The organism is Sphingomonas sp. JUb134 (assembly GCF_004341505.2).
Taxonomy (GTDB): domain Bacteria; phylum Pseudomonadota; class Alphaproteobacteria; order Sphingomonadales; family Sphingomonadaceae; genus Sphingomonas.
Genome location: NZ_SLYP02000001.1, coordinates 3,239,775 through 3,261,548 on the forward strand (window position 1 = coordinate 3,239,775; position 21,774 = coordinate 3,261,548).

15 protein-coding genes are annotated in these 21,774 nt (G+C 69.3%); 9 read left to right on the plus strand and 6 right to left on the minus strand.

The window, feature by feature from the left end; genetic code table 11:
* Positions 1-17 precede the first annotated feature (17 nt).
* From EDF69_RS15275 to EDF69_RS15285, 3 genes are all read right to left on the minus strand, one after another.
* On the minus strand, positions 18-4,295 hold the full coding sequence (locus tag EDF69_RS15275) for a beta strand repeat-containing protein (protein ID WP_132883101.1): 4,278 nt from the start codon (positions 4,293-4,295) through the stop codon (positions 18-20).
* 316 nt (positions 4,296-4,611) lie between these two features.
* Positions 4,612-5,925, minus strand: coding sequence for a M20/M25/M40 family metallo-hydrolase (locus EDF69_RS15280; protein WP_132883159.1), 1,314 nt, complete (start codon positions 5,923-5,925; stop codon positions 4,612-4,614).
* Positions 5,926-5,930: 5 nt separating this feature from the next.
* On the minus strand, positions 5,931-8,762 hold the full coding sequence (locus EDF69_RS15285; protein ID WP_239555520.1) for a TonB-dependent receptor: 2,832 nt from the start codon (positions 8,760-8,762) through the stop codon (positions 5,931-5,933).
* A gap of 91 nt (positions 8,763-8,853) precedes the next feature.
* Here EDF69_RS15285 and EDF69_RS15290 point away from each other — a divergent pair, with 91 nt between their 5' ends.
* Together EDF69_RS15290 and EDF69_RS15295 are read left to right on the plus strand one after the other, a co-directional pair.
* The gene (locus EDF69_RS15290; protein ID WP_204991398.1) at positions 8,854-9,858 is read left to right on the plus strand and encodes a cyanophycinase; all 1,005 of its coding nucleotides are present in this window, start codon (positions 8,854-8,856) and stop codon (positions 9,856-9,858) included.
* 2 nt (positions 9,859-9,860) lie between these two features.
* On the plus strand, positions 9,861-10,292 hold the full coding sequence (locus tag EDF69_RS15295) for an Lrp/AsnC family transcriptional regulator (RefSeq protein ID WP_125959929.1): 432 nt from the start codon (positions 9,861-9,863) through the stop codon (positions 10,290-10,292).
* 1 nt (position 10,293) lies between these two features.
* On the opposite strand, the gene EDF69_RS15300 is transcribed toward EDF69_RS15295, so the two are convergent.
* Entirely contained in the window at positions 10,294-11,205 is a 912-nt protein-coding gene (locus EDF69_RS15300; protein ID WP_132883100.1) for a LysR substrate-binding domain-containing protein, read from the minus strand.
* Between the two features lie 78 nt (positions 11,206-11,283).
* Here EDF69_RS15300 and EDF69_RS15305 point away from each other — a divergent pair, with 78 nt between their 5' ends.
* The 7 genes from EDF69_RS15305 to EDF69_RS15335 all read left to right on the plus strand — a co-directional run bounded on the left by EDF69_RS15305 (position 11,284) and on the right by EDF69_RS15335 (position 19,985).
* On the plus strand, positions 11,284-12,303 hold the full coding sequence (locus tag EDF69_RS15305) for a 2-oxoadipate dioxygenase/decarboxylase family protein (protein ID WP_132883099.1): 1,020 nt from the start codon (positions 11,284-11,286) through the stop codon (positions 12,301-12,303).
* Complete coding sequence (locus EDF69_RS15310; RefSeq protein WP_132883098.1) at positions 12,300-13,724, plus strand: FAD-binding oxidoreductase; 1,425 nt, start codon at positions 12,300-12,302, stop codon at positions 13,722-13,724. The genes EDF69_RS15305 and EDF69_RS15310 overlap by 4 nt, the downstream gene beginning before the upstream one ends.
* A complete protein-coding gene (locus EDF69_RS15315; protein ID WP_132883097.1) occupies positions 13,721-14,917 on the plus strand; it encodes an aspartate aminotransferase family protein in 1,197 nt (398 codons plus the stop codon). The genes EDF69_RS15310 and EDF69_RS15315 overlap by 4 nt, the downstream gene beginning before the upstream one ends.
* Positions 14,917-15,921 (plus strand): arginine N-succinyltransferase, encoded by a 1,005-nt coding sequence (locus tag EDF69_RS15320; RefSeq protein ID WP_132883096.1) that lies wholly within the window; start codon positions 14,917-14,919, stop codon positions 15,919-15,921. Before EDF69_RS15315 ends, EDF69_RS15320 begins: the two co-directional genes overlap by 1 nt.
* On the plus strand, positions 15,921-17,321 hold the full coding sequence (gene astD / locus EDF69_RS15325; RefSeq protein WP_132883095.1) for a succinylglutamate-semialdehyde dehydrogenase: 1,401 nt from the start codon (positions 15,921-15,923) through the stop codon (positions 17,319-17,321). The genes EDF69_RS15320 and astD overlap by 1 nt, the downstream gene beginning before the upstream one ends.
* A 275-nt stretch (positions 17,322-17,596) precedes the next feature.
* Complete coding sequence (locus tag EDF69_RS15330) at positions 17,597-18,565, plus strand: alpha/beta hydrolase (protein WP_132883094.1); 969 nt, start codon at positions 17,597-17,599, stop codon at positions 18,563-18,565.
* Between the two features lie 112 nt (positions 18,566-18,677).
* The gene (locus EDF69_RS15335; RefSeq protein WP_339538622.1) at positions 18,678-19,985 is read left to right on the plus strand and encodes an Nramp family divalent metal transporter; all 1,308 of its coding nucleotides are present in this window, start codon (positions 18,678-18,680) and stop codon (positions 19,983-19,985) included.
* A gap of 7 nt (positions 19,986-19,992) precedes the next feature.
* Here EDF69_RS15335 and EDF69_RS15340 read toward each other — a convergent pair whose 3' ends face one another.
* Together EDF69_RS15340 and EDF69_RS15345 are read right to left on the minus strand one after the other, a co-directional pair.
* A complete protein-coding gene (locus EDF69_RS15340) occupies positions 19,993-20,616 on the minus strand; it encodes a DJ-1/PfpI family protein (RefSeq protein ID WP_132883093.1) in 624 nt (207 codons plus the stop codon).
* 72 nt (positions 20,617-20,688) lie between these two features.
* Positions 20,689-21,528: an aspartyl protease family protein gene (locus EDF69_RS15345; RefSeq protein WP_204991399.1), complete on the minus strand. Its 840-nt coding sequence runs from the start codon at positions 21,526-21,528 to the stop codon at positions 20,689-20,691.
* Positions 21,529-21,774: the final 246 nt, after the last annotated feature.

Consider the following 21,774-nt stretch of genomic DNA (forward strand, 5'->3'; position numbering starts at 1 on the left):
TCAGGGTATTGTACCGATCAGAACTTGATCCGGATACCGGCACGGCCGCCGCCGCCCTGATAGTCGTCGCCATATTCGCCATGCGCTTCCAGGAAGCCGGTGACGCCGCTCGCGGTCATGATGTTGAAGCCCAGCGTGCCCTGGCCATAGGTGCCGAGGGCATCGCTCCCCAGCACGAGCGTCTGTGCGCCGCTCGTGAACCGCAGGCCGTCGTCGCCCTTGAACTCGTGCACCGCGGCACCACCGACGTAGAACACCAGCTTGGAAGACTCGCCGATGTCGGTCGCCCCCCCAATCTTCACCCCTGCCTTGCCACGCAGGCCCTCGAAGTCGTCGAAGTCGAAGCGGCCGCCCAGCGTGCCATAGCTGTCGATGTCGCTCTTGGTGTACGCGATGCTCACGGCGGGCTCGGCAAAGAAGGTGTCGGAGCCCAGGCGAGCACCCGCCTCCAGCTTGCCGCCCCAGGTATTCGCCTTGGTCTCCACGTTGAAGTTGGCGAGGTTGCCGCGCGCCTCGATCCACGAGCGGTCGTATTTCGCCAGGCCGTTGATGAAGAGGCCGCCCGCCTGGAACGCGCCATAGATGGCGCCGTTCAGCGTATCGATGTCGAACCGGTCGCCCGAGCCGGCAAAGTTCATCGCGGACGAGAGATAGCCGGTCGACACGCCGAACACGGCGCCGCCATTCTCGCTGGAGCCGCCGCCGATATCGAAGCCGATCTGGCCGCCGAACGCATCCTGGCGATAGCCCAGGTTCACGTCATCCTGCACCAGGCTGTTGAACGCGAAGTCGCGCGTTTCCTTGCGCTTGTTGACCTCCCCGAACATCTGCAGCCAGAGCCGGCCGGTCGTGTCGGTGGCAGGGCTGCCCCAGCCCGCATCCCGACCTGCCGCCAGGTGGGCGGTCACCGCGTCCCCGGACCGGTTCCACACCGAGGCGAGGCCCTCGCCGAGCTTCGCCTGGCGGTACACCGTCGCGCTGGGCGCGCTGACGAGGCGATAGGCCAGCGCCGTCGGATCATAGGTGATGCCGTACTGGATGAGGCCGATGTCGCGCGATGCCGGGTCCAGCGTGAAGGCCGTCGCCGACGAGGCGGCGGAGGTCTGGACGATGGTGGTCGCCGGGATCAGGATCGCCTGGCCGTCGCTCGCCTGCAAGGTGACCAAGGTGGAGCCGCTCGCACTCCCCACCACAAGCCGATCGACGGCGGCGGTCGTGGTCCCGAAGCGGAGGTCGAGCCCTAGGGTCGCGTCGCCGGTGCCGGTGTAGGCGGTGCCGGCGAGCGTCAGGACATCGCCCGCCCGGCCGTTGCGCAGGTCGATGAGGCCGCTGTTCGACAGCGTCTCCAGATTGGTGATCGCCACCGTCCGCGTCGCAGCGGCGCCCCCCAGCCGGATCGTGCCGCTGTTGTTCAGCACGTCGGCCCCGGCCCCGAAATCGCTGTCGCCGATCAGGGTAAGGGTGCCGGCGTTGGTCAGCCGGTCGGCATTGTCCGTCAGTTGCAGCCGGCCGGTCAGGGCTCCGTTGTTGGCGATCGTCGCCGCGCCGCCGGACGCCTGGATCGCATAGCCGCTGCCACCCGTGATCGTGCCGTCGTTGGTGATGGTCGTCCCGTTCAGCGACGTGACGGTGACGGCGTTCGTGCCGCCGTGGACCGATCCGCCGGCGGCGATCGTCAGCCGCGCCAGGCCATCGCGCGCCGGGTCGCCCATCGGGTCGCCGCCGCCGCCGCCGGCACCGCCCGCGATCATCTCGATCGCGGTGCCGCTGGTCGAACGCACCGCCCCGCCGACCGTCACGTCCGCGCCGCCGCCGAAGCCCAGGGCGCGGATCGCACGCGAGTCCGTGCCCGACACTCGCACCGATCCCACGTCCACCGTGACATCGCCGCCGAAGCTCGCCGCACTGATGCCGGTCGCGTTTGTGCCGCGGGTCGATACCGCGTCCGCGGTCACCGCAACGCTGTTGAACCCGCCCGCCGCGATGGCGACCGAGCCGTCGCCCGTCGTCCGGACCGTTCCTGCATCCACGGTCACCCCGCCCGATGCATAGGCATCGATGCCGACCCCGGTGGAGGCGACGGAAGCGCTGGCGATGTCGATCGCGCCATATTGGCTGCGCGCGAAGATGCCGGTCGAGAAGTCCCCGGTCGTCGTGACCGAGCCCGTACCCCCGATCGACACGTCGCCGTAGAAGGCCTCGACATGGATGCCGTCGGACTCGGCGCCGCTGGTCACCACCGCGCCGTTGTTGATGACGGTCGCGCCGTTGTCCTCGTCCGTGATCGCGCCGATCGCATACACGTTGACGCCATCGGACGCGTAGCCGCTGGTGGTGACGGTGCCGGTGACGGTCACGGCAGCGGCGTTGTACGCCTGCGCGTTGACGCCGAACGAGCTGTCGCCGCTGGTGCTGACATCGCCGACGGTGATGTTGGTATCACCGCCATAGAGCGCCACGCCGAGCACGCCGTTCGACGAATAGCCCGTGGTCGTGACGCTGTCGGCCGAGATCGTCACGTTTCCGAAATAGGATGCCCCCACGACGCCCGGCGCATAGTCGCCGGCGGTGCTGACCGTCCCCTGCGCCACGGTGACGTCGCCGCCGATGCTGACGGCATAGGCACCCGCCGCGTTGTAGCCGGTCGTCGTCACCGACTCGCCGGTGATGCTGACATCCTCCAGTCCGACCGCGACCACGCCGAAGGCTTGCTCGCCGCTGGTCGACACCTCCCCATGCGTGATGTCGATGGCGCCGCCGTTCAACGCGGTCGCATCGACCCCGTCGGCAAAGTCTCCCGCGGTCTCGACTGAGCCCACATCGACGGTGATGTTGCCGGCGGTGCCATAGTAGTTCGCCGTCTCCGCATGGACGCCATCGGCACCCGCCTCGCTCGTCGCGATCGCACCTTGGGTGATGTCGATGTTTCCGGCGGCGCTGTAGGCGTCGATACCCGTCGCACTGGCCGAAACGGATCCCGCTCCCGTGACCGTCACGTCGCCCAGGGCCGCAAGCGCCATGCCCGCGCTTCCCGCCCCGCTCGTGGCGATCGAACCATTGTTGGCGACGCTCAGGTCGCCGCCGATCGCGACGGCCGTGACACCGTTGGAATTCGCCCCGCTGGTCGAGACGTCCCCGTTTACGGTGACGTTGGTGTTGGTCCCATAGGCATAGATCGCCGGCGCGGAATCACCGGTGGTGGAAACATCGTTGACGGTGATGGAAGCATCGCCGCCATAGGCCTTCACGAACACGCCGTTCGCGTCCACACCGCTGGTCTCGATCGATCCGTCCGATACGAAGGTGGCGCCCCCCGGCCCGGTGCCGAACATCACCGCGCCATAGGCGCCGTCGCCGGACGTCGTGATGTCGCCGACGGTCAGCTGCGCCGTGCTGCCCTGCACCACCGCGCCCACGGCGCCATAACCGCTCGTCGTGATGCTGCCGGCGGTAACGTCAACGACGGCGTCCGGGCCGAACGAGACGGCGCGAATGCCCTCCGAATAGTCCGCCTGCGTCGACACCGTCTCGGCATCGATCGTGACCGAACCGGCGCCGGCGCGTACGGTGATCGCGTCCGAGCCGTAATCGTAAAAGCTGCCGCCGGTGGTGGCGACGGTGCCCGCGTCGATCGTGACGTCGCCGTTGCCGGCATAGGCATAGATGCCGCCGACATAATAGCCCGCCGCGGTGACCGTGTCGGCCGCGATCCGGATGTCGCCCGTATAGCCATTGGCGCTGATGCCGACCGAGCTGTTGCCCGTCGTCGTGATCGAGCCGGCATCGATGGTGATGTCGCCGGCGTTGCTGACCGCGTTGATGCCCTGGGAGGCGCGCCCGTCCGCGACGATGCTGTCGGTGTTGATCGTCAGGTCGCCATAGTTGGTGCTGCCGATCACCCCGATAGCGCCGGTGCCGGAAACGGCGATGCTGGTGTCGCCAAAGGCGTTGAGCGTCGCGGCACCCTCGTTGAACCCGATGATGGCGACCCCGGGGTTCGCGCCGCTCTCGATCGCGACACCCTCGCCCAGGTTGACCGTCAGGTCATAGACCGGAACCGTTGGGTCCAGGCCGGGATCGGCCGCCGGATCGACCGCGGGGGACAGGTAGGTGATGCCGTTCGGATAGGGGTTGTCTGCCGCAGAGCAGGTCACGCTGCCCTGCGTCGCCACGCCACATTCGCCTTCCGCGAAGGCAGGGACGGCGACAAGCGCGCCCGCCGCAGCACTCACGATCGCGGTGCTCGTGAGCAAACGCGCGATCTTGGATCCGCCCCCCTGCGACAGCATCTTCATATTTGCCCCTTTTGATCCGTTATGGATGGTTTAACGACGGATCTACATGCGTCAACGCAGCGAAAGCGCAGTCTTCAAATATTCGCAAAGTTTTGGAAAAGCTTGAGCTGAACCGGATACTAGCGAAGAGCTTGCTGCCCGTTCGCGAGTCCGCAGGCATCGGCCGAGCAGATGCATTGGTTCCGGGCGCGCTCGGCGCGCCCGTTAGCCCCGCGCCACAAGCGGCAATTCCTCGGCCGGCGATACGAATCGCGTGGCCGTTCCCTTGCGGCCGTGCAGCCACATCCCCCCGGCCACGCGATTCGCCTCCGCTGGGCTAGCGTCCGGACCCCTCCCGTCCGTTCGCCAGCCGGGAGATCAGGATCGCCGCGCGCTTGGCCTGGCGGCGGATGCTCGCCAGGTCCACCGTCTCGCCGGGCGCATGGTCGCCGCTGCTGTCCGTCCCCAGCCCCGCCAGGCTGTCGACGTCGTTTGCCACGAACGAGATGTCGCCCGCGCCGCGCTTGAGCGGATCGAGCGGCGACATCTCCGGCAGCTTGAGGTCGCGGTTGACCGCGTTGAGCGCCGCCAGCAGCGCCGTGTTGCCTGCCGTGGGCGCCATCGCCGGATAGCCCTCGCCGAACTCGATCTTGGCGTCGGTGCCGGGCGCATGCGCGGCGACGATCGCCTCCATCTTGCCGCGCACCCGCGCCGTCTGTTCCTCGCTCAGCGTGCGGAAGTCGCCGGTCGCGACCGCCGTCCGGGCGATGATGTTGGTCTTGCCGGTGGCCGCCGCATTGCCGCTCTCGTCGATGCTCGCCGTCGCGCCGCCGGCGATCACGCCGGGGTTGAAGGTCAGGTTCGGCTCCGGCAGCTCCGCACGGAACGTTGCCAGGATGCGCACCAGCTCGTGGATCGCCCCGTCACCCAGCTCGGGCGTGAAGATCAGCGAGGAGTGGCCGGTCTTGCCCGTCGCCGTGATCCGCCAGTCGGTGACCGAACGCCGGGCGATCGAGCCCATGTCGCGCCCGCCCTCCGTCACCAGCCCCTCGAAGTCGAGCGCCACGTCGGCGCGCTTGCCGGCCGCGATCAGGTCCGCGCGGGAAATGCGGTGTGGGCTCCCGGCATCCTCCTCGTCGCCGGTCAGCACGATCTCGATATTGGCGTCCTTCAGCGTGCCCGCCGCCTGCATCGCGCGCAGCGCCGCCACGATCACGACCATGCCGCCCTTGTCGTCGCCCGCGCCCGGCCCCTCGGCCTTGTCACCCTTGCGCACGAACTTCTGGAACGGCGAGCTCGGCTCGAACACGGTGTCCAGGTGGCCGATCAGCAGGATGCGCTTGCCGCCCGGCTTGCCGGCATGCACCGCCACCAGATGGCCGGCGCGCTGCACCGCCGCCATCGGTTTCCACTGGACGGTGAAGCCCAGCGGCTCCAGCTCGGCGCGCATCATCGCGCCGACCTTGGTCACCCCTTCCAGGTTGAGCGTGCCGCTGTTCTGGTCCACCAGCCGGCCGAGCAGCGCCACCGAGCGCTCATATTCGGCGTCGACCGTCTGCCCCATCACCGCCTCGGCACGCGACAGCCCCTGGGCGAGCGCCGGCGCCGACGCGGCCAGAAACAGCGCGCCGCCAAGCGCCATCGCCCGCATCCGCATCACAGCTTCGCACCCCCCATCTTGTAGGTCAGCTGTGCATAGAAGCTGCGGCCCACCGAATCGAACCACGAAATGTCGTAATAGGGATAGGCGCCATAGGTCGGGTCCTTGATCGGATCCTGGTCGAACAGGTTGTTGATCGTGCCCGACAGGCGCAGCCGGTCGGTGAAGCTGTACTGCGCCGACAGATTGAACAGGTAGCTCGCCTTGATGTACGCGTCCTGGTCGTAGTTGGGGAGCTTGCCCAGCCGCTGGCCGGTCAGCGTCGTCGAGAAGCGCTCGAGATCCCAGGTCAGGCTCGCCGTGCCCTTGTCGCGCGGGATGTCATAGTCGCTGTCATAGTCGAGCTTGCTGATCTTCGGATCGCCCGGATACTGCCGGATCGTGTGGTTGAACACATAGGTGTAGTTCACCCGCAGCGAGAAACTGCCCGCCTGTGCGGTCGGCACGCGGATGTGTGCGGCCACGTCGATGCCGTCGGTGGTTTCCTCCGCGACGTTGATCGGGTTGATGGTGACGCCCTGCAGCTGCCCATCGAGCGCGCCGCCCGAATAGCGCTCGACCCGCGCCAGCGCGTCGAGGCAGGTCGGCGAATTGCCGTCCACCGGCGATCCCGCCGCAGTCTGGCCGATCCGGCAGTCTGCCTCGTCGCGCAGCAGATTGTCGATGCTCATGTCGAGCACCTGATTCTTCATCGCGACCCGGAAATAGTCGATCGACATGTCGAACCAGCGCCGCGGCTGCCACATCACACCGGCGTTGAGCGACTTGGAGGTCTCCGGCTTCAGGTTGCGATTGCCCGAACGGTGGGAGACGATGCCCTCGTCGGCATAGTCGCAGTCGGAGATTTCCTCCGGCTGGTCCGGGTCCGTCCGGCACAGATAATAGTCGGTCGCCGACGGGTGGGTGTTGCCGGGGCCCCGGAACACATAGTTGAGGTCCGGCGCGCGGAAGCCCGTGCCATAGGCGCTGCGCAGCACCAGCGTGCTCGTCGGCCGCACCACCGCGCCCAGGTTGTAGGTGAACTTGCCGAAGCCGTTGCCCGCAAAGGAATAATGGTCGTAGCGGCCGGCCAGGTCGAGCTCCACGAACGACAGCACCGGCAGCCGCAGCTCGCCGCCCGTGCCCCAATGGCTGCGCTTGCCGCGGCCGTCGGAGTCCACCAGCCCGACATAATATTGGGTCAGTGCCAGCGGATCCGGCCGCAAATTGTATCCCTGGCTCCCCGCCTCCGCGGTGAACGCAAAGCCGGCGGCGCCGCCCGGCAGGCGGAACAGTTCGGTGGTGTTCACCGTGGTCGCGACGTTGGTGACCCACGACTTCGGCCGATAGATCGAATCGGCGGTGATCGAACGGTACTCGCCCGGCGTCAGCGGCGTGTAGAGCCGCGTCGGATCGGCATCGAACTCGGCATAGCCCGTCTCCGGGTCGACGCCCACCTGCGGCCCCAGGAAGAAGGCGTTGGCCTTGTCGATCACCACCTGCGGGAACGACACGCGCGACTGGTATTCGGCGTGGTTGACGCTGAACTCATAGCCCCATTTGTTGTCGGCGAACCGGCCCTTGATGCCCGGCGTCACGTTGAAGGTGGTGGAGCGGTTGCGCGTCATGCCGGCGTTCAGCCCGCCCATCTCCTCGGGCGTGAACTGCCGCGTCCAATTGTCCAGCTGCAGCCCGCTATAGGTCTGGTCGGGGCTCAGGTGGTTCGGGTTGAAGAAGGTGCCCTCCTCATTCCCGTCCGGCGCCACATAATACCAGTCGAGCACGTCTCGAAACAGGCTGAGCTTGGAATAGCTCGCCTGGAAATCCAGGAACAGCTCGGCCTCGTCGTTGAGCGTATAGCCCATCGATCCATAGGCGCTGATCGAGCGCCGCTTGGACTGGATCGTGCCATAGCCGATCGAGGTGTCGCTGCCGCAGAAATAGCCGTCGCCGTCGATCGTGTCCCGGCCCGGTCGCATGGCGTAGTAGGTGCTGCCGCCGTTCAGCCCCGACAGCCGGTCGCACGTCGCCTTGCCCGGATCGATGTAGTAGAGATATTCGTCGGCGCGCAGGAAGGTGCGGCGCGCGAGCGGCCCGGTCGGGTCGTCCTGCGTCGAATCCTGGATCTTGCGATCGTACGCCCACAGCGGCTTCTGATCGAGCGCCTCCACTCCGAACACCCCGTGGAAGCCCCCCGTCTCCCAGCCGGTGGTCACGCTCAGGCGGTGTGAAGACCCGCCGCCATGCTCGGTCGTGCCATAGCGATAGTCGATCCGCGTCCCGTCCGGCTTGGACTTGAGCTGAAAGTTCACCACGCCCGAGATCGCGTCCGAACCATAGATGGCCGACGCGCTGCCGCTCAGGATCTCGACCCGCTCGATCAGCCCCACCGGGATGTTCGAGATGTCGGTGAAGTTGCTGTTGCCGTTGAACGGCAGCGGGAAGTCGGCGATGCGGCGGCCGTTCACCAGCACCAGCGTATGGTTCGGCCCCAGCCCGCGCAGGTCCACCTGCTGGGCGCCCGGCGTGAAGTCCGCACCCGACGCGCTTTGCTGGCTCTGGGTCTCGCCGCCATTCTGCGTGATCGCACGCAGGACGTCGGGCACGCTCTGGTAGCCGTTGCGCAGGATGTCCTCGGCGGTGATCGTCGTCACCGGCGCCGGCCCGTCCCCCGATACGCGCGGGATGCGCGATCCCAGCACGACCACTTCCCCCTCGGGCGCCATGTCGTCGGCCGCCGCCGGAAGGCTCTGCTCGCTCGTCATCGTCTGCGCCGAAGCAATCCCCGGCAGCGCCCAGGCGCTTGCCCCCGCGAGCGCGATCGCGATCCCCTTACGTGTACGCATCATTTGACCCCCCGTATTCCCGAAGACATATTGGCAGCAGAACCAGTCAAAATGGAACAACAAAAATGCAATATGTTCGGCAGGAGCGAACGAATTGAAAAGCGGGGGTTGGGGGGCATGGTCCCGAATCGCATTCGCGCTGCTGGCGCTGCTGCTGCCGGCGTCCACCTGGGCGGCACCTGGCGGCTACAGCTATTATGAAATCGGCGACCGGAGCGCGAAGACGCCCGCGCCCACCGCGCCCGCGCTGATGCTGGTCGGGGGCGGCGACTGGGACTATCGCGCCTTCCGCTGGTTTGCCGAGCGCGCCGGCCACGGCCACATCGTCGTGCTGCGCGCCTCGGGAGAGGGGGAAGCCGGCGAGGAGATCTTCAACCAGGTCGGCGGCGTTGCCTCGGTCCAGACGCTCGTCTTCCGCAGCCGCGTCGCCGCCAGCGATGCGCGCGTGCTCGACATCCTCGCGCGCGCCGACGGCATCTTTATCGCCGGCGGAGACCAGGCCAACTACGTCCGCTTCTGGAAGGACACGCCCGTCGCCCGCGCGCTCGACGCCCATGTCCGCAAGGGCCGCCCGATCGGCGGCACCAGCGCCGGCCTCGCGATCCTGGGCGGCACCGCCTATGGCGCGATGGACGGGGGCAGCATCGACAGCCCGGAAGCGCTCGCCGACCCCGCCGGCCCCGCCGTCACGCTGGTGACCGGCTTCCTCCACATGCCGCGCCTCGCCCATGTCGTCACCGACACGCATTTCGCCCGGCGCGACCGGCTCGGCCGCCTGTTCGCCTTCGTCGCCAAGGCGCGGCAGAAGGACCCGAAGGCCGTCGGCCTCGGCGTCGACGAGGGCGCTGCGCTCTGCGTGGAGGCGGACGGCACCGCCCGCCTGCTGTCGCCGCCCGGCGGCCATGGCTGGCTGGTCCAGCCGACCACCCGACCCACCCTCCAGCCGGGCCAGCCGCTCGACTGGACGGGCGTCCGCGTGACCGGCATCGGCCCCGACAGCGTGCTCGACCTCGACACGCTGCAGGTCACCGCTCCCGCCTTCGACGGCATCGCCCGCGTCGAGCGCGGCGTGCTGCGCGACGCCCCCGGCCCGCGCTGACCATGCGGCCCGAGGAAATCGACCCGCAGCTCCTGGCGCTCCTGCGCGAGGACGCCCGCCGCAACGTCTCCGAACTGGCGGCGGCGCTCGGCGTCTCGCGCACCGCCGTCTACAGCAGCATCGAGCGGCTGGAGCGGGAGGGCACGATCCTCGGCTACACCGTCCGCCTGGGCGAGGATTACGACCGCCGCCTGATCCGCGCCCATGTCATGATCAAGCTGTTTCCCAAGGCGACCCACGCCACCCAGGACCGGCTCGTCACCATGCCGGAGGTCGCCGGCCTCTACGCGATCTCGGGCGAATACGACCTGATCGCCATCGTCGAGGCGCCCCACGTCAACCGCCTCAACGACCTGCTCGACGCCATCGGCGAGCTGGAGGGCGTCGAGCGCACCACCTCCTCCGTCATCCTCGCCACCAAGCTCCAGCGTTGATTCACGCCGCTCCAGCCCCCCGCGCCTCCTCCACGATCCAGTCGCAGAACCGCTCCAGCGCCGGGTTCTCCACCCCTTCCGGCCGCACCAGATAATAGGCGTCGTCGCTGGTGAGCGGGATCGACAGCGGACACACCAGGCTGCCGCTTTCCAGCTCCGGCCCGATCAGGAAGCTCGGCACCAGCGCCGCCCCCGCTCCCGCCGCCGCCGCCTGCGCCAGCATCAGGAAATGCTCGAAGCTCGGCCCCGACGGCACCGGCGGCGCCTCCACCCCCGCCACCCGCAGCCACTGGTCCCACGCCCCGCGGCGCGAGGTCTGGAACAGCAGCGGCTTGCCCAGCAGGTCCGCCGCCTCGCGGATCGGGTTCTGCGCCAGCCACGCGGGCGCGCACACCGGGATCGCCGCCTCGCGGAACAGCAGCTCGTGCACCATCCCCGGCCACTCCGGCCGCCCAAAGTCGATCGCCGCGTCGAACCGCTCCTCGACCATCTCCAGCGGATAGGTCCGCGCCGCCAGGTTCACCACCAGCTCCGGATGGCGCGCGGTCAGCCGCGGCAGCCGCGGCGCCAGCCAGCGCATGCCGAAGCTCGGCAGCGTCGCGATGTCGAGCGTGTTGGTCGGCCGTCCACCCGCGACCCGTGCCGTCGCCCGCCGGATCCGCTCCAGCGCCGGCGCGATCTCCGCGGCATAGGCGCGCCCCTGCGCGTTCAGCGTCACCCGCCGCCCGGCCCGGTCGAACAGCGGCGCCTGCACCCAGTCCTCCAGCAGCGCGACCTGGCGGCTCACCGCACTCTGGGTCAGCCCCACCGCCTCGCCCGCGCGGGAGAAGCCGCCCAGCCGCGCCGCCGCCGCAAAGCTGTTCAGCGCGGCCATCGGCGGCAGCAGCCGGCGCCCCTCATTCCCATCGCTCATCAGCACATGACTCCTTTGCGTTTGCGCTAGCACGGCTCCGGCGTAGAGGTGAACGCTTGGCTGGAGCGAGGAACGTTCATGCGCATTGAGAATGATAGCGTGCTGGCGCGGCTGGTCCGCAACGTGCTGGGCGATCGCACCGAGGCGGCGTTCGACGCCCTGGTCGTCCCGGCCGAACTGGCCGAGGTCACCGGCGATCGCGTGCCCCGCGCCGTCTTCGCCATGGCGCTCGCGACCGTGCTGTTCGACGACCTGCTGGCGCGCGTGCCGAGCGGCGCCCGCTATGTCGCCGACCGGCGCGCCGCCGGCGGGCACATCCTGTTCGACCATGGCGCGCTCCGCACCATCCGCTTCCCGCAAGGCCCGACCGGCGCGCTTCCCGCCGGCCAGGACGCCTTCGCCCGCATCCTCGAGCCGCTCGGCTATGCCGTCGCCAGCCTCTACCCGCTGCCGGCGCTCAAGATGACCGGCCACGCCTATTGCCACCGCGATCTGCCGGAGACGATCCCGCAGTATTTCGTGAGCGAGTTGCACGTCGAGCGCTTCGACGACGCCTTCGCCGAGGCCGCCGCCCGCGTGTTCGGCACCTCCATCGATCCGCTCACCCCCGCCGATGTCGCCGTGCTCGACGGCTTCGCCCGCGATGGCGCGGTCGCCTATGCCGATGCCGAGCCCGCGCTGCCGCGCATCGCCGCCGCCTTCGATCGCCAGCACGGGGACGTCACCGTCGCCGACTATGAGGCGCTGCTCGCCCAGTCCGGCGAAGCCGCCTGGATCGCGACCGAGGGCAACGCCTTCAACCACGCGACCGACCGCGTCGCCGATGTGGAGGCATTGTCCGATACGCTGCGCGACGGCGGCTGGCCGATCAAGGAGCGCGTCGAGATCTCCGCCAGCGGCCGCGTCCGCCAAACCGCCTTCCGTGCCGATCCCGTCGAGCGCCTGTTCGTGGACGCCGAAGGCCAGCAGGTCCGCCGCACCGTGCCGGGCTCCTTCTACGAGTTCATCACCCGCCACGCGAAGGACGACGGCAGCCTCGACCTCGCGTTCGACAGCGCCAACGCGACCGGCATCTTCGCCATGACCCGGGCCGCATGAACGACGCGCTCGCCCGGGCACTTCGCGACGCGGTTGGCCCCGCCCACCTGCTGACCGACCCGGGCGACCTCGCCGGCTATGCGAGCGACGGCCGCGGCGTCACCGGCCAGCCGCTCGGCGTAGTGCGTCCGACCTCTGCGGAGGAGGTCGCGGCCGTGCTGCGCGCCGCCCATGCCGCCGGCGTGCGCGTGGTGCCGCAGGGCGCCCGCACCGGCCTGGTCGCGGCCGGCATCCCGGGCGCGGACGCGGACCTGCTCGTCCTCAACCTCGATCGGCTCGCCCGCACACCCGCGATCGATCCCGTCAACCGTACGGCAGAGGTGGACGCCGGCGTGCGCCTCTCCGCGCTCAACGCCGCCGCCCTGCCGCATGGCCTGAGCTTCCCGATCGACCTGGGGGCGGATCCGTCGATCGGCGGCATGATCGGCGCCAACACCGGCGGCGCGCGGCTGCTCCGCTACGGCGACGTCCGCCGCAACCTGCTCGCGCTCGAGGTGGTGACCTCGGAAGCCGAGCCCCGCGTGCTCCAGCTCGGCGCGCCCTTGTGGAAGAACAACACCGGCATCGACCTGAAGCAGCTGCTCGTCGGCAGCTCGGGTGCGCTCGGCGTCGTCACCCGCGCCACGCTCGCGCTCTCGCCGCTCGCCCCCACCCGCGTCACCGCCATGCTCGCGCTCGACCGCGACGAGACCGCCGTCGACCTGCTGGTCGCACTCGAGGCCAGCTTCGGGACACTGCTCACCGCGTTCGAGGGCATTTCCGCCCCCGCGCTCGACGCCGCCCTTACCCATGTCCCGCGCCTGCGCGACCCGTTCGCCGGGCAGCGCCCTGCCTATGCCGTGCTGGTCGAGCTGTCCGCCGGTGCCGCCTTCGACGTCGAATGGCTGGAGGAGCGCCTCGGCGACACCCTCGCCCCCTGGATGGAGCGCGGCGCGGTCGTCGATGCGATGCTCGATCGCCGCGACGATCTCTGGGCGATCCGCCACGCTGTGCCGGAGGGGCTGCGCGCCTCGGGCAAGGTCGTCGCCTGCGACATCGCGCTCCGCCGTGGCGACGTCATGCGCTTCCGCCGCGACGTGGCCCCACGGGTTCAGGCGATCGCCCCTCAGCTGCGCCTGCACGACTTCGGCCACGTCGGCGACGGCGGGCTGCACTTCAACCTGGTGTGGCCACCGGAAGCCGGCCCCTTCGATCCCGCCGTGGCGGAGGCCGCCCGCGCCACCGTCTTCCGCGCGGTGGTCCAGGAATATGGCGGCAGCTTCAGCGCCGAACACGGCATCGGGCCCTCCAACGCCGCCTGGTACACCGAACTGGTGCCCGGACCGGTGCGCAGTCTTTCCGGCGCCGTTCAGCGCCTCCTCGCCCCCGTGCCCGTCGGCCGGGTGGACTTCCACGATCCCGTTCAAGGAGACAGGGCATGACCGACCACCTCATGGGCGTCTATAATCGCGCACCGCTCAGCGTCGCGCGCGGCCAGGGCGCCTGGCTGTGGGATACCGAGGGTCGCCAGTATCTCGACTGCGTCGCCGGCATCGCCACCAACGCGCTCGGCCATTGCCATCCCAAGCTCGTCGCTGCGCTCACCGAGCAGGCGAACACCCTCTGGCACGTCTCCAACATCTTTCGCGTGCCCGGCCAGGAAGCGCTCGCGGAGCGGCTGACCGCCGCCACCTTCGCCGACGTGGTGTTCTTCGCCAGCACCGGCACCGAAAGCGTCGAATGCGCGCTCAAGACCGCGCGCCGCTATCACTATGCCAAGGGTGCGCCGGAGCGGATCGACGTGATCGGCTTTGCCGGCTCCTTCCACGGCCGCACCTATGGCGCGATCAACGCCGCCGGAAACCCGTCCTACACGGAAGGTTTCGGGCCGCGCCTGCCGGGCTATATCCAGCTCACCCTCGATGACGCAGCCGCTCTGGCCGAAGCGATCGCCCGCCCCACCACCGCCGCCGTGATCGTGGAGCCCGTGCAGGGCGAAGGCGGCGCGCGTGCGCTGACCGGCGAATGGCTCACCGAGCTGCGCCGCCTGTGCACCGTCCACGGCGTGCTGCTCATCTATGACGAGGTGCAGAGCGGCATGGGCCGCACCGGCCGCCTGTTCGCCCACCAGTGGTTCGAGGGCGCCGAGCCCGACATCATGTGCGTCGCAAAGGCGCTGGGCGGCGGCTATCCCGTCGCCGCCTGCCTCGCCACCGCAGACGCCGCCAGCGGCATGGTCGCCGGGGTCCACGGCACCACCTTCGGCGGCAGCCCGCTCGCCATGGCGGTGGCGCTCGCCGCATTCGACGAAATTTCCAATCCCAACACCCTCGCTCACGCCCGCGACGTGGCGGAGGACCTGCGCCGCCAGCTGATCGACCTCGCCGCCCGTTATCCGGACGTGATTCAGGACGTGCGCGGCAAGGGCCTGCTGATCGGCCTGCGCATGATCCCCAACAACCGCGAGTTCATGGGGATTGCGCGCGACCACGGCCTGCTGGTCGCCGGCGGCGGTGAGAATTGCGTGCGCCTGCTGCCGCCGCTCAACTTGAGCCATGCAGAGGCGGCGGAGGCGGTGACCCGGCTCGCGCTCGCCTGCGAGACGGTCCGTGCACAGGTGGCACAGGCGGCCTGATGCTGGTGGTACGACCCGCCGGACCGGCGGATTTGATTGCGTTGAAGGAGCTCGCGGTCCTGTCCGGCCGCGGCTTCACCAGCCTGCCCGAGAATGACGACGTACTCGCCGAACGATTGGCGCTGGCGGAGGAGAGCTTCGCCGGCACCGTCGCCCCGGCTGAGGCCTGGTACACGCTGATGCTGGAGGAAAGCGACACGGGCGAGGTGCTCGGCGTCGCCGGCGTGCGTGCGGCTGTGGGGCTCACCCGCCCGCACTTCTCCTTCCGCATCGTGACCCTGGCGCAATATTCGCCAGCGGCACGCACGCGCTTCGACCACCAGGCGCTGGTGCTGGTCAACGAATGCGGCGGCTGGACCGAGGTCGGCTCGCTGTTCGTCCACCCGCGGCTGCGCGGCGGCGGCGGCGGCAGCCTGCTCGCGCGCGCCCGCTACATGCTGATCGGCGCAGAGCCGATCCGCTTCTCGCATACGGTGATGGCCGAACTGCGCGGCTGGTTCGACGCCGACGACACCTCGCCCTTCTGGGAGGGGGTCTCGAGCAAATTCTACCGCCTGCCCTTCGAACAGGCCGACCATATGGTCACCGCCACCGACGGCCAGTTCATCCTGGATCTGGCGCCCCGCCACCCCATCTATGTCGAGTTGATCGACCGCGCCGCCTCCGACGCCATCGGCCGCGTCCACCGCGACGGCGAAGCGGCGCTGGCGCTGCTGGAGCGCGAAGGCTTCGAGCGTTCCGGGCTGGTCGACATCTTCGACGGCGGGCCGACCGTCACCTGCGCGCGCGACACGCTGGCGACCGTGCGCAGCGGCCGGACGTTCCGCCTGGCGGTCGGCGAGGTGGCGGATGCGGCGCCCGCGCTGCTCTCCACCGCCGCCGTCGTCGATTTCCGCGCCACCCGCGCGCCCGCGCGTGCCGATGGTGCGGCGCTGGTAATCGCCCCTGCCACCGCCGACGCGCTCCGCCTGCGCGAAGGCGACCTGATCCGGATGAGTGCCTGATGACAACGTTCCGCTCGATCGATCCCGCCTCCGGTGCCACCGTCTGGGAAGGCGCCGCCGCCACGCCTGCGGAATGCGAGGCCGCCGTCGCCCGCGCCCGCGCCGCGCTCCCGGCCTGGCGCAACGCGGCCCTGGAAGACCGCATCGCCGTCGTCCGCCGCTATGCCGAGGTGCTGGAGGCCGATCGCGAGAATTTCGCAGCGCTGCTCTCGCGTGAGACCGGCAAGCTGCTGTGGGAAACCTGCGCCGAGGTCGGCTCGATGATCGGCAAGGTCGCCGTCTCGATCGCCGCGCAGGCCGAGCGCGCCGGCGAGCGCGCCAGCGAAACCGCCTTCGGCCGCGCCGTGCTGCGCCACCGTGCCCATGGCGTCATGGCGGTGCTCGGGCCGTACAACTTCCCCGGCCATCTCCCCAACGGTCACATCGTCCCTGCCCTGCTCGCCGGCAACACGATCGTGTTCAAGCCGTCCGAGGTCACCCCCGCCGTCGGCGCGCACATGGTCGCGCTGTGGGAAAAAGCAGGGCTGCCGGCCGGCGTCCTCACCTGCGTCCAGGGCGCGCGCGAGACCGGCGAGGCACTGGTCGCCTGCGACATTGACGGCCTCTTGTTCACCGGCTCGGCCGGTGCCGGCGCCGCGCTCAAGCGCGCGACCATCGATCGCCCCCACCTCATCCTCGCGCTCGAACTCGGCGGCAACAACCCGCTGATCGTCTGGGATTCACCCGAGGAAGCCGCCTCGATCATCGTCCACTCCGCCTTCGTCACCACCGGCCAGCGCTGCTCCTGCGCCCGCCGCCTGATCGTGCCCCAGGGTGCGATGGGCGACGCCATCGTCGACGCCCTCGACGCGCTCACCGCCCGCATCCGCATCGCCGCCTGGGACGAGGAAGGCGACGCCTTCATGGGCCCGCTGGTCTCCGCCGCCGCCGCCACCGGCGCGCACGCCGCGGTCGATCGGCTCGTCGCCGCTGGCGCCCGCACGATCCGTCCGTTCGATCGGGTGGAGGGCCGCAGCGACGCCTTCGTCAGCCCCTCGATCCTCGACGTGACCGGCGTCGCGGTGCCCGATGCGGAGGTGTTCGCCCCCGTCCTCCAGGTCACCCGCGTTCCCGATTTCCAGGCGGCGATCGCGGCCGCCAACGCCACCGCCTTCGGCCTCTCCGCCGGCCTCGTCAGCAGCGACCCCGGCCAGTGGCAGGCGTTCCTCGATGCGTCGCGCGCCGGCATCGTCAACCGCAACCGGCCCACCACGGGGGCTGCCGCCAACATGCCGTTCGGCGGCCTCGGCGCCTCAGGCAACCACCGCCCGAGTGCCTATTACGCCGCCGACTATTGCGCCTACCCGATCGGCAGCTTCGAAGCGGACACCGTCCAGCCGCTCCCCGTCCCCGGCGCCTGACGCCCACGGCCTCACGGGCGGTTCGACAAAAGGAACCGCCCGCGACTTGGCATCACCCGCCCTGCCTGTACGATGCCCGCGACAAGTTCAGGAGCGAATCCGGGCGAGTACAGGCAAGTTCGTGGAAGTTGAGAGCCAATCCCAACATCCACAATAAACAACTTAGTTTCGCATCAGAGCTCCGGCAGCGCCGCTGTTCTTCTTCGGATGCAACGCTGACCTGTCCCGCCCGGATGAAAGCTTGATCGCACGTCCAAAACAGGGAGAGGGATGCCATGACGACAACAAGGAACACCCGTTGGGCGCGCGCTATCGGCCGCGCGTATCTGCGACCGGCCGCGGTGGCGCTCGCCGCCGCCTGCCTGCTCGCGGCGCCGGCCCAGGCGCAGGAGGACCGGATGACTCCGATCCCCATCCCGGCCCAGCCCAATGCGATCCCGCTCAAGACCGGCCCGCTGCCCGGCGCCAAGGCCAAGGAATCCTGGCACAGCCAGTACAACAGCGTCTTCGCCCGCAACGTGACGGAGGCGACGCTCACCCCCTTCCTGCCCGATCCGGCAAAGGCGACCGGTGCTGCCGTGATCGTGACCCCGGGCGGCGGTTTCCGCACCCTGTCGATGGAGAACGAGGGCTGGGACGTCGCCCGCGCGCTTGCCGCCCAGGGCGTCGCCGCCTTCGTCCTGAAGTACCGCCTCAACCAGACGCCGGCGGACATGCCCGCCTTCGAACGCTCGATGGCGGAGATGTTCTCGGCCACCGCCGCGCGCCCGCCGCGGCCGAACCCGGCGGACGCGATGGCCGCCCTCGCGCCGCAGATCGCCGATGCCCGCGCCGCCTTCGCCCTGATCCGCCAGCGCGCACCCGAATGGCGCATCGACCGCGACCGCGTCGGCATGGTCGGCTTTTCCGCCGGGGCGATGCTCACGCTCGCCACCACGCTTTCGGCGCAGGACACCAAGCCCGCCTTCATCGGCCTCATCTACGGCCCGCTGTCGGAGGTGAGCGTCCCCGCCGACGCGCCGCCGATGTTCGTGGCGCTCGCCGCCGACGATCCCTTCTTCGCCAACAGCGGCTTCGGCCTGATCGAAAGCTGGAAGGCCGCCAAGCGCCCCGTCGAGTTCCACCTCTATGAGCAGGGCGGCCACGGCTTCGGCATGTACCAGAAGAGCACCACCAGCACCGGCTGGTTCTCCGCCTTCTCCAGCTGGCTCGGCATGCACGGCATGCTCAAGCCGCGCGGCTGATGCCCACGCCGGGATCGGAGCGCCCCTCCGGTCCCGGCGCCTTTCTCGCCTCCTGCAGTGAACCGCGCCCGCGCTGAACGGTTGACGCTCGCCAGCCACTGACGAGCCGAACGTGATCGACCCCATCCGCGAACCCCTCGAAGCCGATACCCAGGTCCACGCACCCCCGCCGCCCGCGGGCATGATGAAGCTGGTCGGTGCCGGCGTGGTGACGGGCGCCGCGGACGACGACCCTTCCGCCATCGGCACCTATGCCAGTGCCGGCGCGCGCTTCGGCCTGGGCTTCCTCTGGATCGCCCCGGTCCTGCTGCCGATGATGTACGTCGTCACCTATCTGTCGGCGAAGATCGGCCAGGTGTACGGCAAGGGGCTGTTCGCCTGCATCCGCGACCAGTTCCCCCGCTGGGTGCTCTACCCGATGGTGACGCTCGCCTTCCTGGGCAACATCATCGAGGCGGCGGCGGACCTGGGCGGCATCGGCGCCGCGCTCAACCTGCTCGTGCCCATCCCCGTGCCGCTGATCGTGCTGGGCGCGGCCGTCATCATCTTCGCCGTCCAGTATTTCGGCTCCTATACGCTCATCCGCCGGGTGTTCCGCTGGTTGGCGCTGGTCCTCTTCGCCTATGTCGCCGCCGCCATCCTCGCGCGCCCCGATCCGCTGGAGATCCTGCGCGCGACCTTCCTGCCCAGCATCACGTTCAGCTCCGAGTTCATCGCGCTGGTGGTCGCCTGCATCGGCACCTCGCTCTCCGCCTATGTCTACACCTGGCAGTCGAACCAGGAGGTGGAGGAGCAGATCGCGATCGGCCGCCGGCGCCTGTGGCAGCGCAAGGGCGCGACCCGGCGCGAGATGAAGCGGACCAGCCGCGACGTGCTGGTCGGCATGATCTTCTCCAACCTGATCCTTTATTTCATCATCCTGTCGACCGGCCTCACCCTGCATCCCGCCGGCCAGACCGAGATCGACAGCGCCGCCCAGGCCGCGGCCGCGCTGGAGCCGCTCGCGGGCGAGGGTGCGAAATATCTCTTCGCCGCGGGCGTCGTCGGCGTCGGCTTCCTGGCGGTGCCGATCATGACGACGGGCGCCGCCTATGACGTGGTGCAGGGCATCGGGCGCGAGGGCAGCCTCCACGACGCGCCCAGCCACAACAAGCTCTTCTACGCGATCATCGGCATCGTCACGGCCCTCGCCGTGGCGATGAACTTCCTCGGCCTCAATCCCATGAAGATGCTGGTCTGGTCGGGCATCGTCCAGGGCTTCTCCGTGCCCCCGCTCCTGCTGCTGATGATGCTGCTCACCAACAGCCGCAAGGTCGTGGGCGCGCGCACCAACGGTTGCTGGACCAACTTCCTCGGTTGGGCGACGACGCTCGTCACCTTCCTGTGCACGGTGACGCTGGTGGTGACCTGGTTCGTGTGAAGCCCGGTCAGGCCGCTACGGCCTCCGGCGCCGCGCCCACGAACGGCGCCACCACCGCCAGCGCACGCTCGACATAGGGCGCCTTCTCGCCGACCGGGGCGACATAGTGGATCGCCGCCTCCGCATCGGCCAGCGACGCCCCGCGCGCGACCATCCAGGCGGCGAGATATTGCGAGGCGAGGCACCCACCCGCCGTCGCGACGTTGCCGTGCGCGACGAACGGCGCGTCGATCACTCGCACCCCTGCCTCGATCACCCAGGGCTTGGTGGTAAGGTCGGTGCACGCCGGCAGGTCGCCGACCAGCCCCAGCTTGGCGAGCAGCAGCGTGCCCGAACATTGCGCCCCGATCAGCTGGCGGGCCGGGTCGAGCCGGATCTGGCCGAGCAGGTCGGCGTCCGCGGCGATCTCGCGCGTCCGGATGCCGCTGCCGATCAGCACCGCATCGGCTTCGGCCGCGAACGCCAGCGGCTTCTGGCGCTGGATGGTGACCCCGTTCATGGACGTGACCTGCTCGGTCGGGCAGGTGATGTGCGCTGCCCAGCCCTGCGCCTTCATCCGGTTCAGGATCGCGGCCGCGACGAACGAATCCAGTTCGTTGAACCCGTCGAACGTCAAAACCGCAATCTGCATGGCCGCCTCCCTGGCGATGTGTGGAAGCACGGCCTAGCGCATCCCGACCGGCGTGTCTTTCGCCGCCCGTCGCTACTGCGCCCCCTCGGGCGTCGCACCGGCCGGGAGCACCCAGTTCCGGTCCGCCGCCGCATCGATCACCAGCGTGACCTGGCGGATGATCGGCAAGCCGATGTTCGCCAGATCGCCCAGGAAGGACACGTCCGGGTTTTCCAGCGTCACCGGGCCGATCTTGATCGTCCCCCGCACCCGGCCACCATAGACAGGGCCTTCGGTGTTGATCGACTTGAACCTGCCGACGATCTTCGCCGGCTCGAACAACGGCACCTTGTCCATCATCGACACCGGCAGGCTCAGCGCGGCGTTGTAGCCGGTGTCGAAATGCGCCGGCAGCGTGCTGCCATCGGGCAGGACGATCGCCACCGTGGGGATGCCCTCCACATAGTCCGTCGGCGCTCCCGCCGAAGCCGGCGTATTGGTACGCGGCACGAGAAGCGCGCGATCGTTGGCGAGGTCCAGGTACAACAGGCTCCGGGTGAACATCTCGGACGAGAGGATCCCCATCGCGTCGTTACGATCATAGGCGAATGCTGCCGCCTCGATCGCCCCCACCTTCAGCCCGCCGACCGTGGCATCCGGGATCGAGACCTCGGGCAGCAGCTCCGTCTTGCCCGTGGTCCCGTCGAGCGCCTGGACCTGGCCGATCTTCTTCATCCGAAGACGCTTGGCCAGATTCTGCTCGATCGTGGCGCCGTCCGAACCCGTGTCGAAGACCATCGGGATCAGGTCGCCATCGGCCACCCGCATCATGACGAGGACGCGGTCCGGCGACTGATAGAGGGTGATCTCGCCCGTTTCCGGCAATCCCGGCGTCGCGGCATCCTCACGAGCCCAGGCGCCGGCCGGGGCCATGAGCAAGGACATCGCGGACAGCAGGACCCGTCCCAACGCATTTGACGCTCGCAACATGGCATCCCCTCCGTGCGGCCCCATCGCTCCGATGCGGAGCGTGTATCGAGCCGCCACCATTGACTACAAATGTAGTTGATTCGTCAAGCTGCCCCTGCACCTCCCCTTTGAAGGCAAACCGCCGATCCAGATCGAGCCGACGAGCTTTCCTAATTCGAACCTATATGGTTCACCGTCCTGCTTGCACAG

Bases quoted from the DNA above. Each gene is read 5' to 3' on its own strand.
- EDF69_RS15275 (WP_132883101.1), bottom strand. From the start codon at position 4,295: ATGAAGATGCTGTCGCAGGGGGGCGGATCCAAGATCGCGCGTTTGCTC.
- EDF69_RS15280 (WP_132883159.1), bottom strand. From the start codon at position 5,925: ATGCGGGCGATGGCGCTTGGCGGCGCGCTGTTTCTGGCCGCGTCGGCG.
- EDF69_RS15285 (WP_239555520.1), bottom strand. From the start codon at position 8,762: ATGATGCGTACACGTAAGGGGATCGCGATCGCGCTCGCGGGGGCAAGC.
- EDF69_RS15295 (WP_125959929.1), top strand. From the start codon at position 9,861: ATGCGGCCCGAGGAAATCGACCCGCAGCTCCTGGCGCTCCTGCGCGAG.
- EDF69_RS15300 (WP_132883100.1), bottom strand. From the start codon at position 11,205: ATGAGCGATGGGAATGAGGGGCGCCGGCTGCTGCCGCCGATGGCCGCG.
- EDF69_RS15305 (WP_132883099.1), top strand. From the start codon at position 11,284: ATGCGCATTGAGAATGATAGCGTGCTGGCGCGGCTGGTCCGCAACGTG.
- EDF69_RS15310 (WP_132883098.1), top strand. From the start codon at position 12,300: ATGAACGACGCGCTCGCCCGGGCACTTCGCGACGCGGTTGGCCCCGCC.
- EDF69_RS15315 (WP_132883097.1), top strand. From the start codon at position 13,721: ATGACCGACCACCTCATGGGCGTCTATAATCGCGCACCGCTCAGCGTC.
- EDF69_RS15320 (WP_132883096.1), top strand. From the start codon at position 14,917: ATGCTGGTGGTACGACCCGCCGGACCGGCGGATTTGATTGCGTTGAAG.
- astD (WP_132883095.1), top strand. From the start codon at position 15,921: ATGACAACGTTCCGCTCGATCGATCCCGCCTCCGGTGCCACCGTCTGG.
- EDF69_RS15330 (WP_132883094.1), top strand. From the start codon at position 17,597: ATGACGACAACAAGGAACACCCGTTGGGCGCGCGCTATCGGCCGCGCG.
- EDF69_RS15340 (WP_132883093.1), bottom strand. From the start codon at position 20,616: ATGCAGATTGCGGTTTTGACGTTCGACGGGTTCAACGAACTGGATTCG.
- EDF69_RS15345 (WP_204991399.1), bottom strand. From the start codon at position 21,528: ATGGCCCCGGCCGGCGCCTGGGCTCGTGAGGATGCCGCGACGCCGGGA.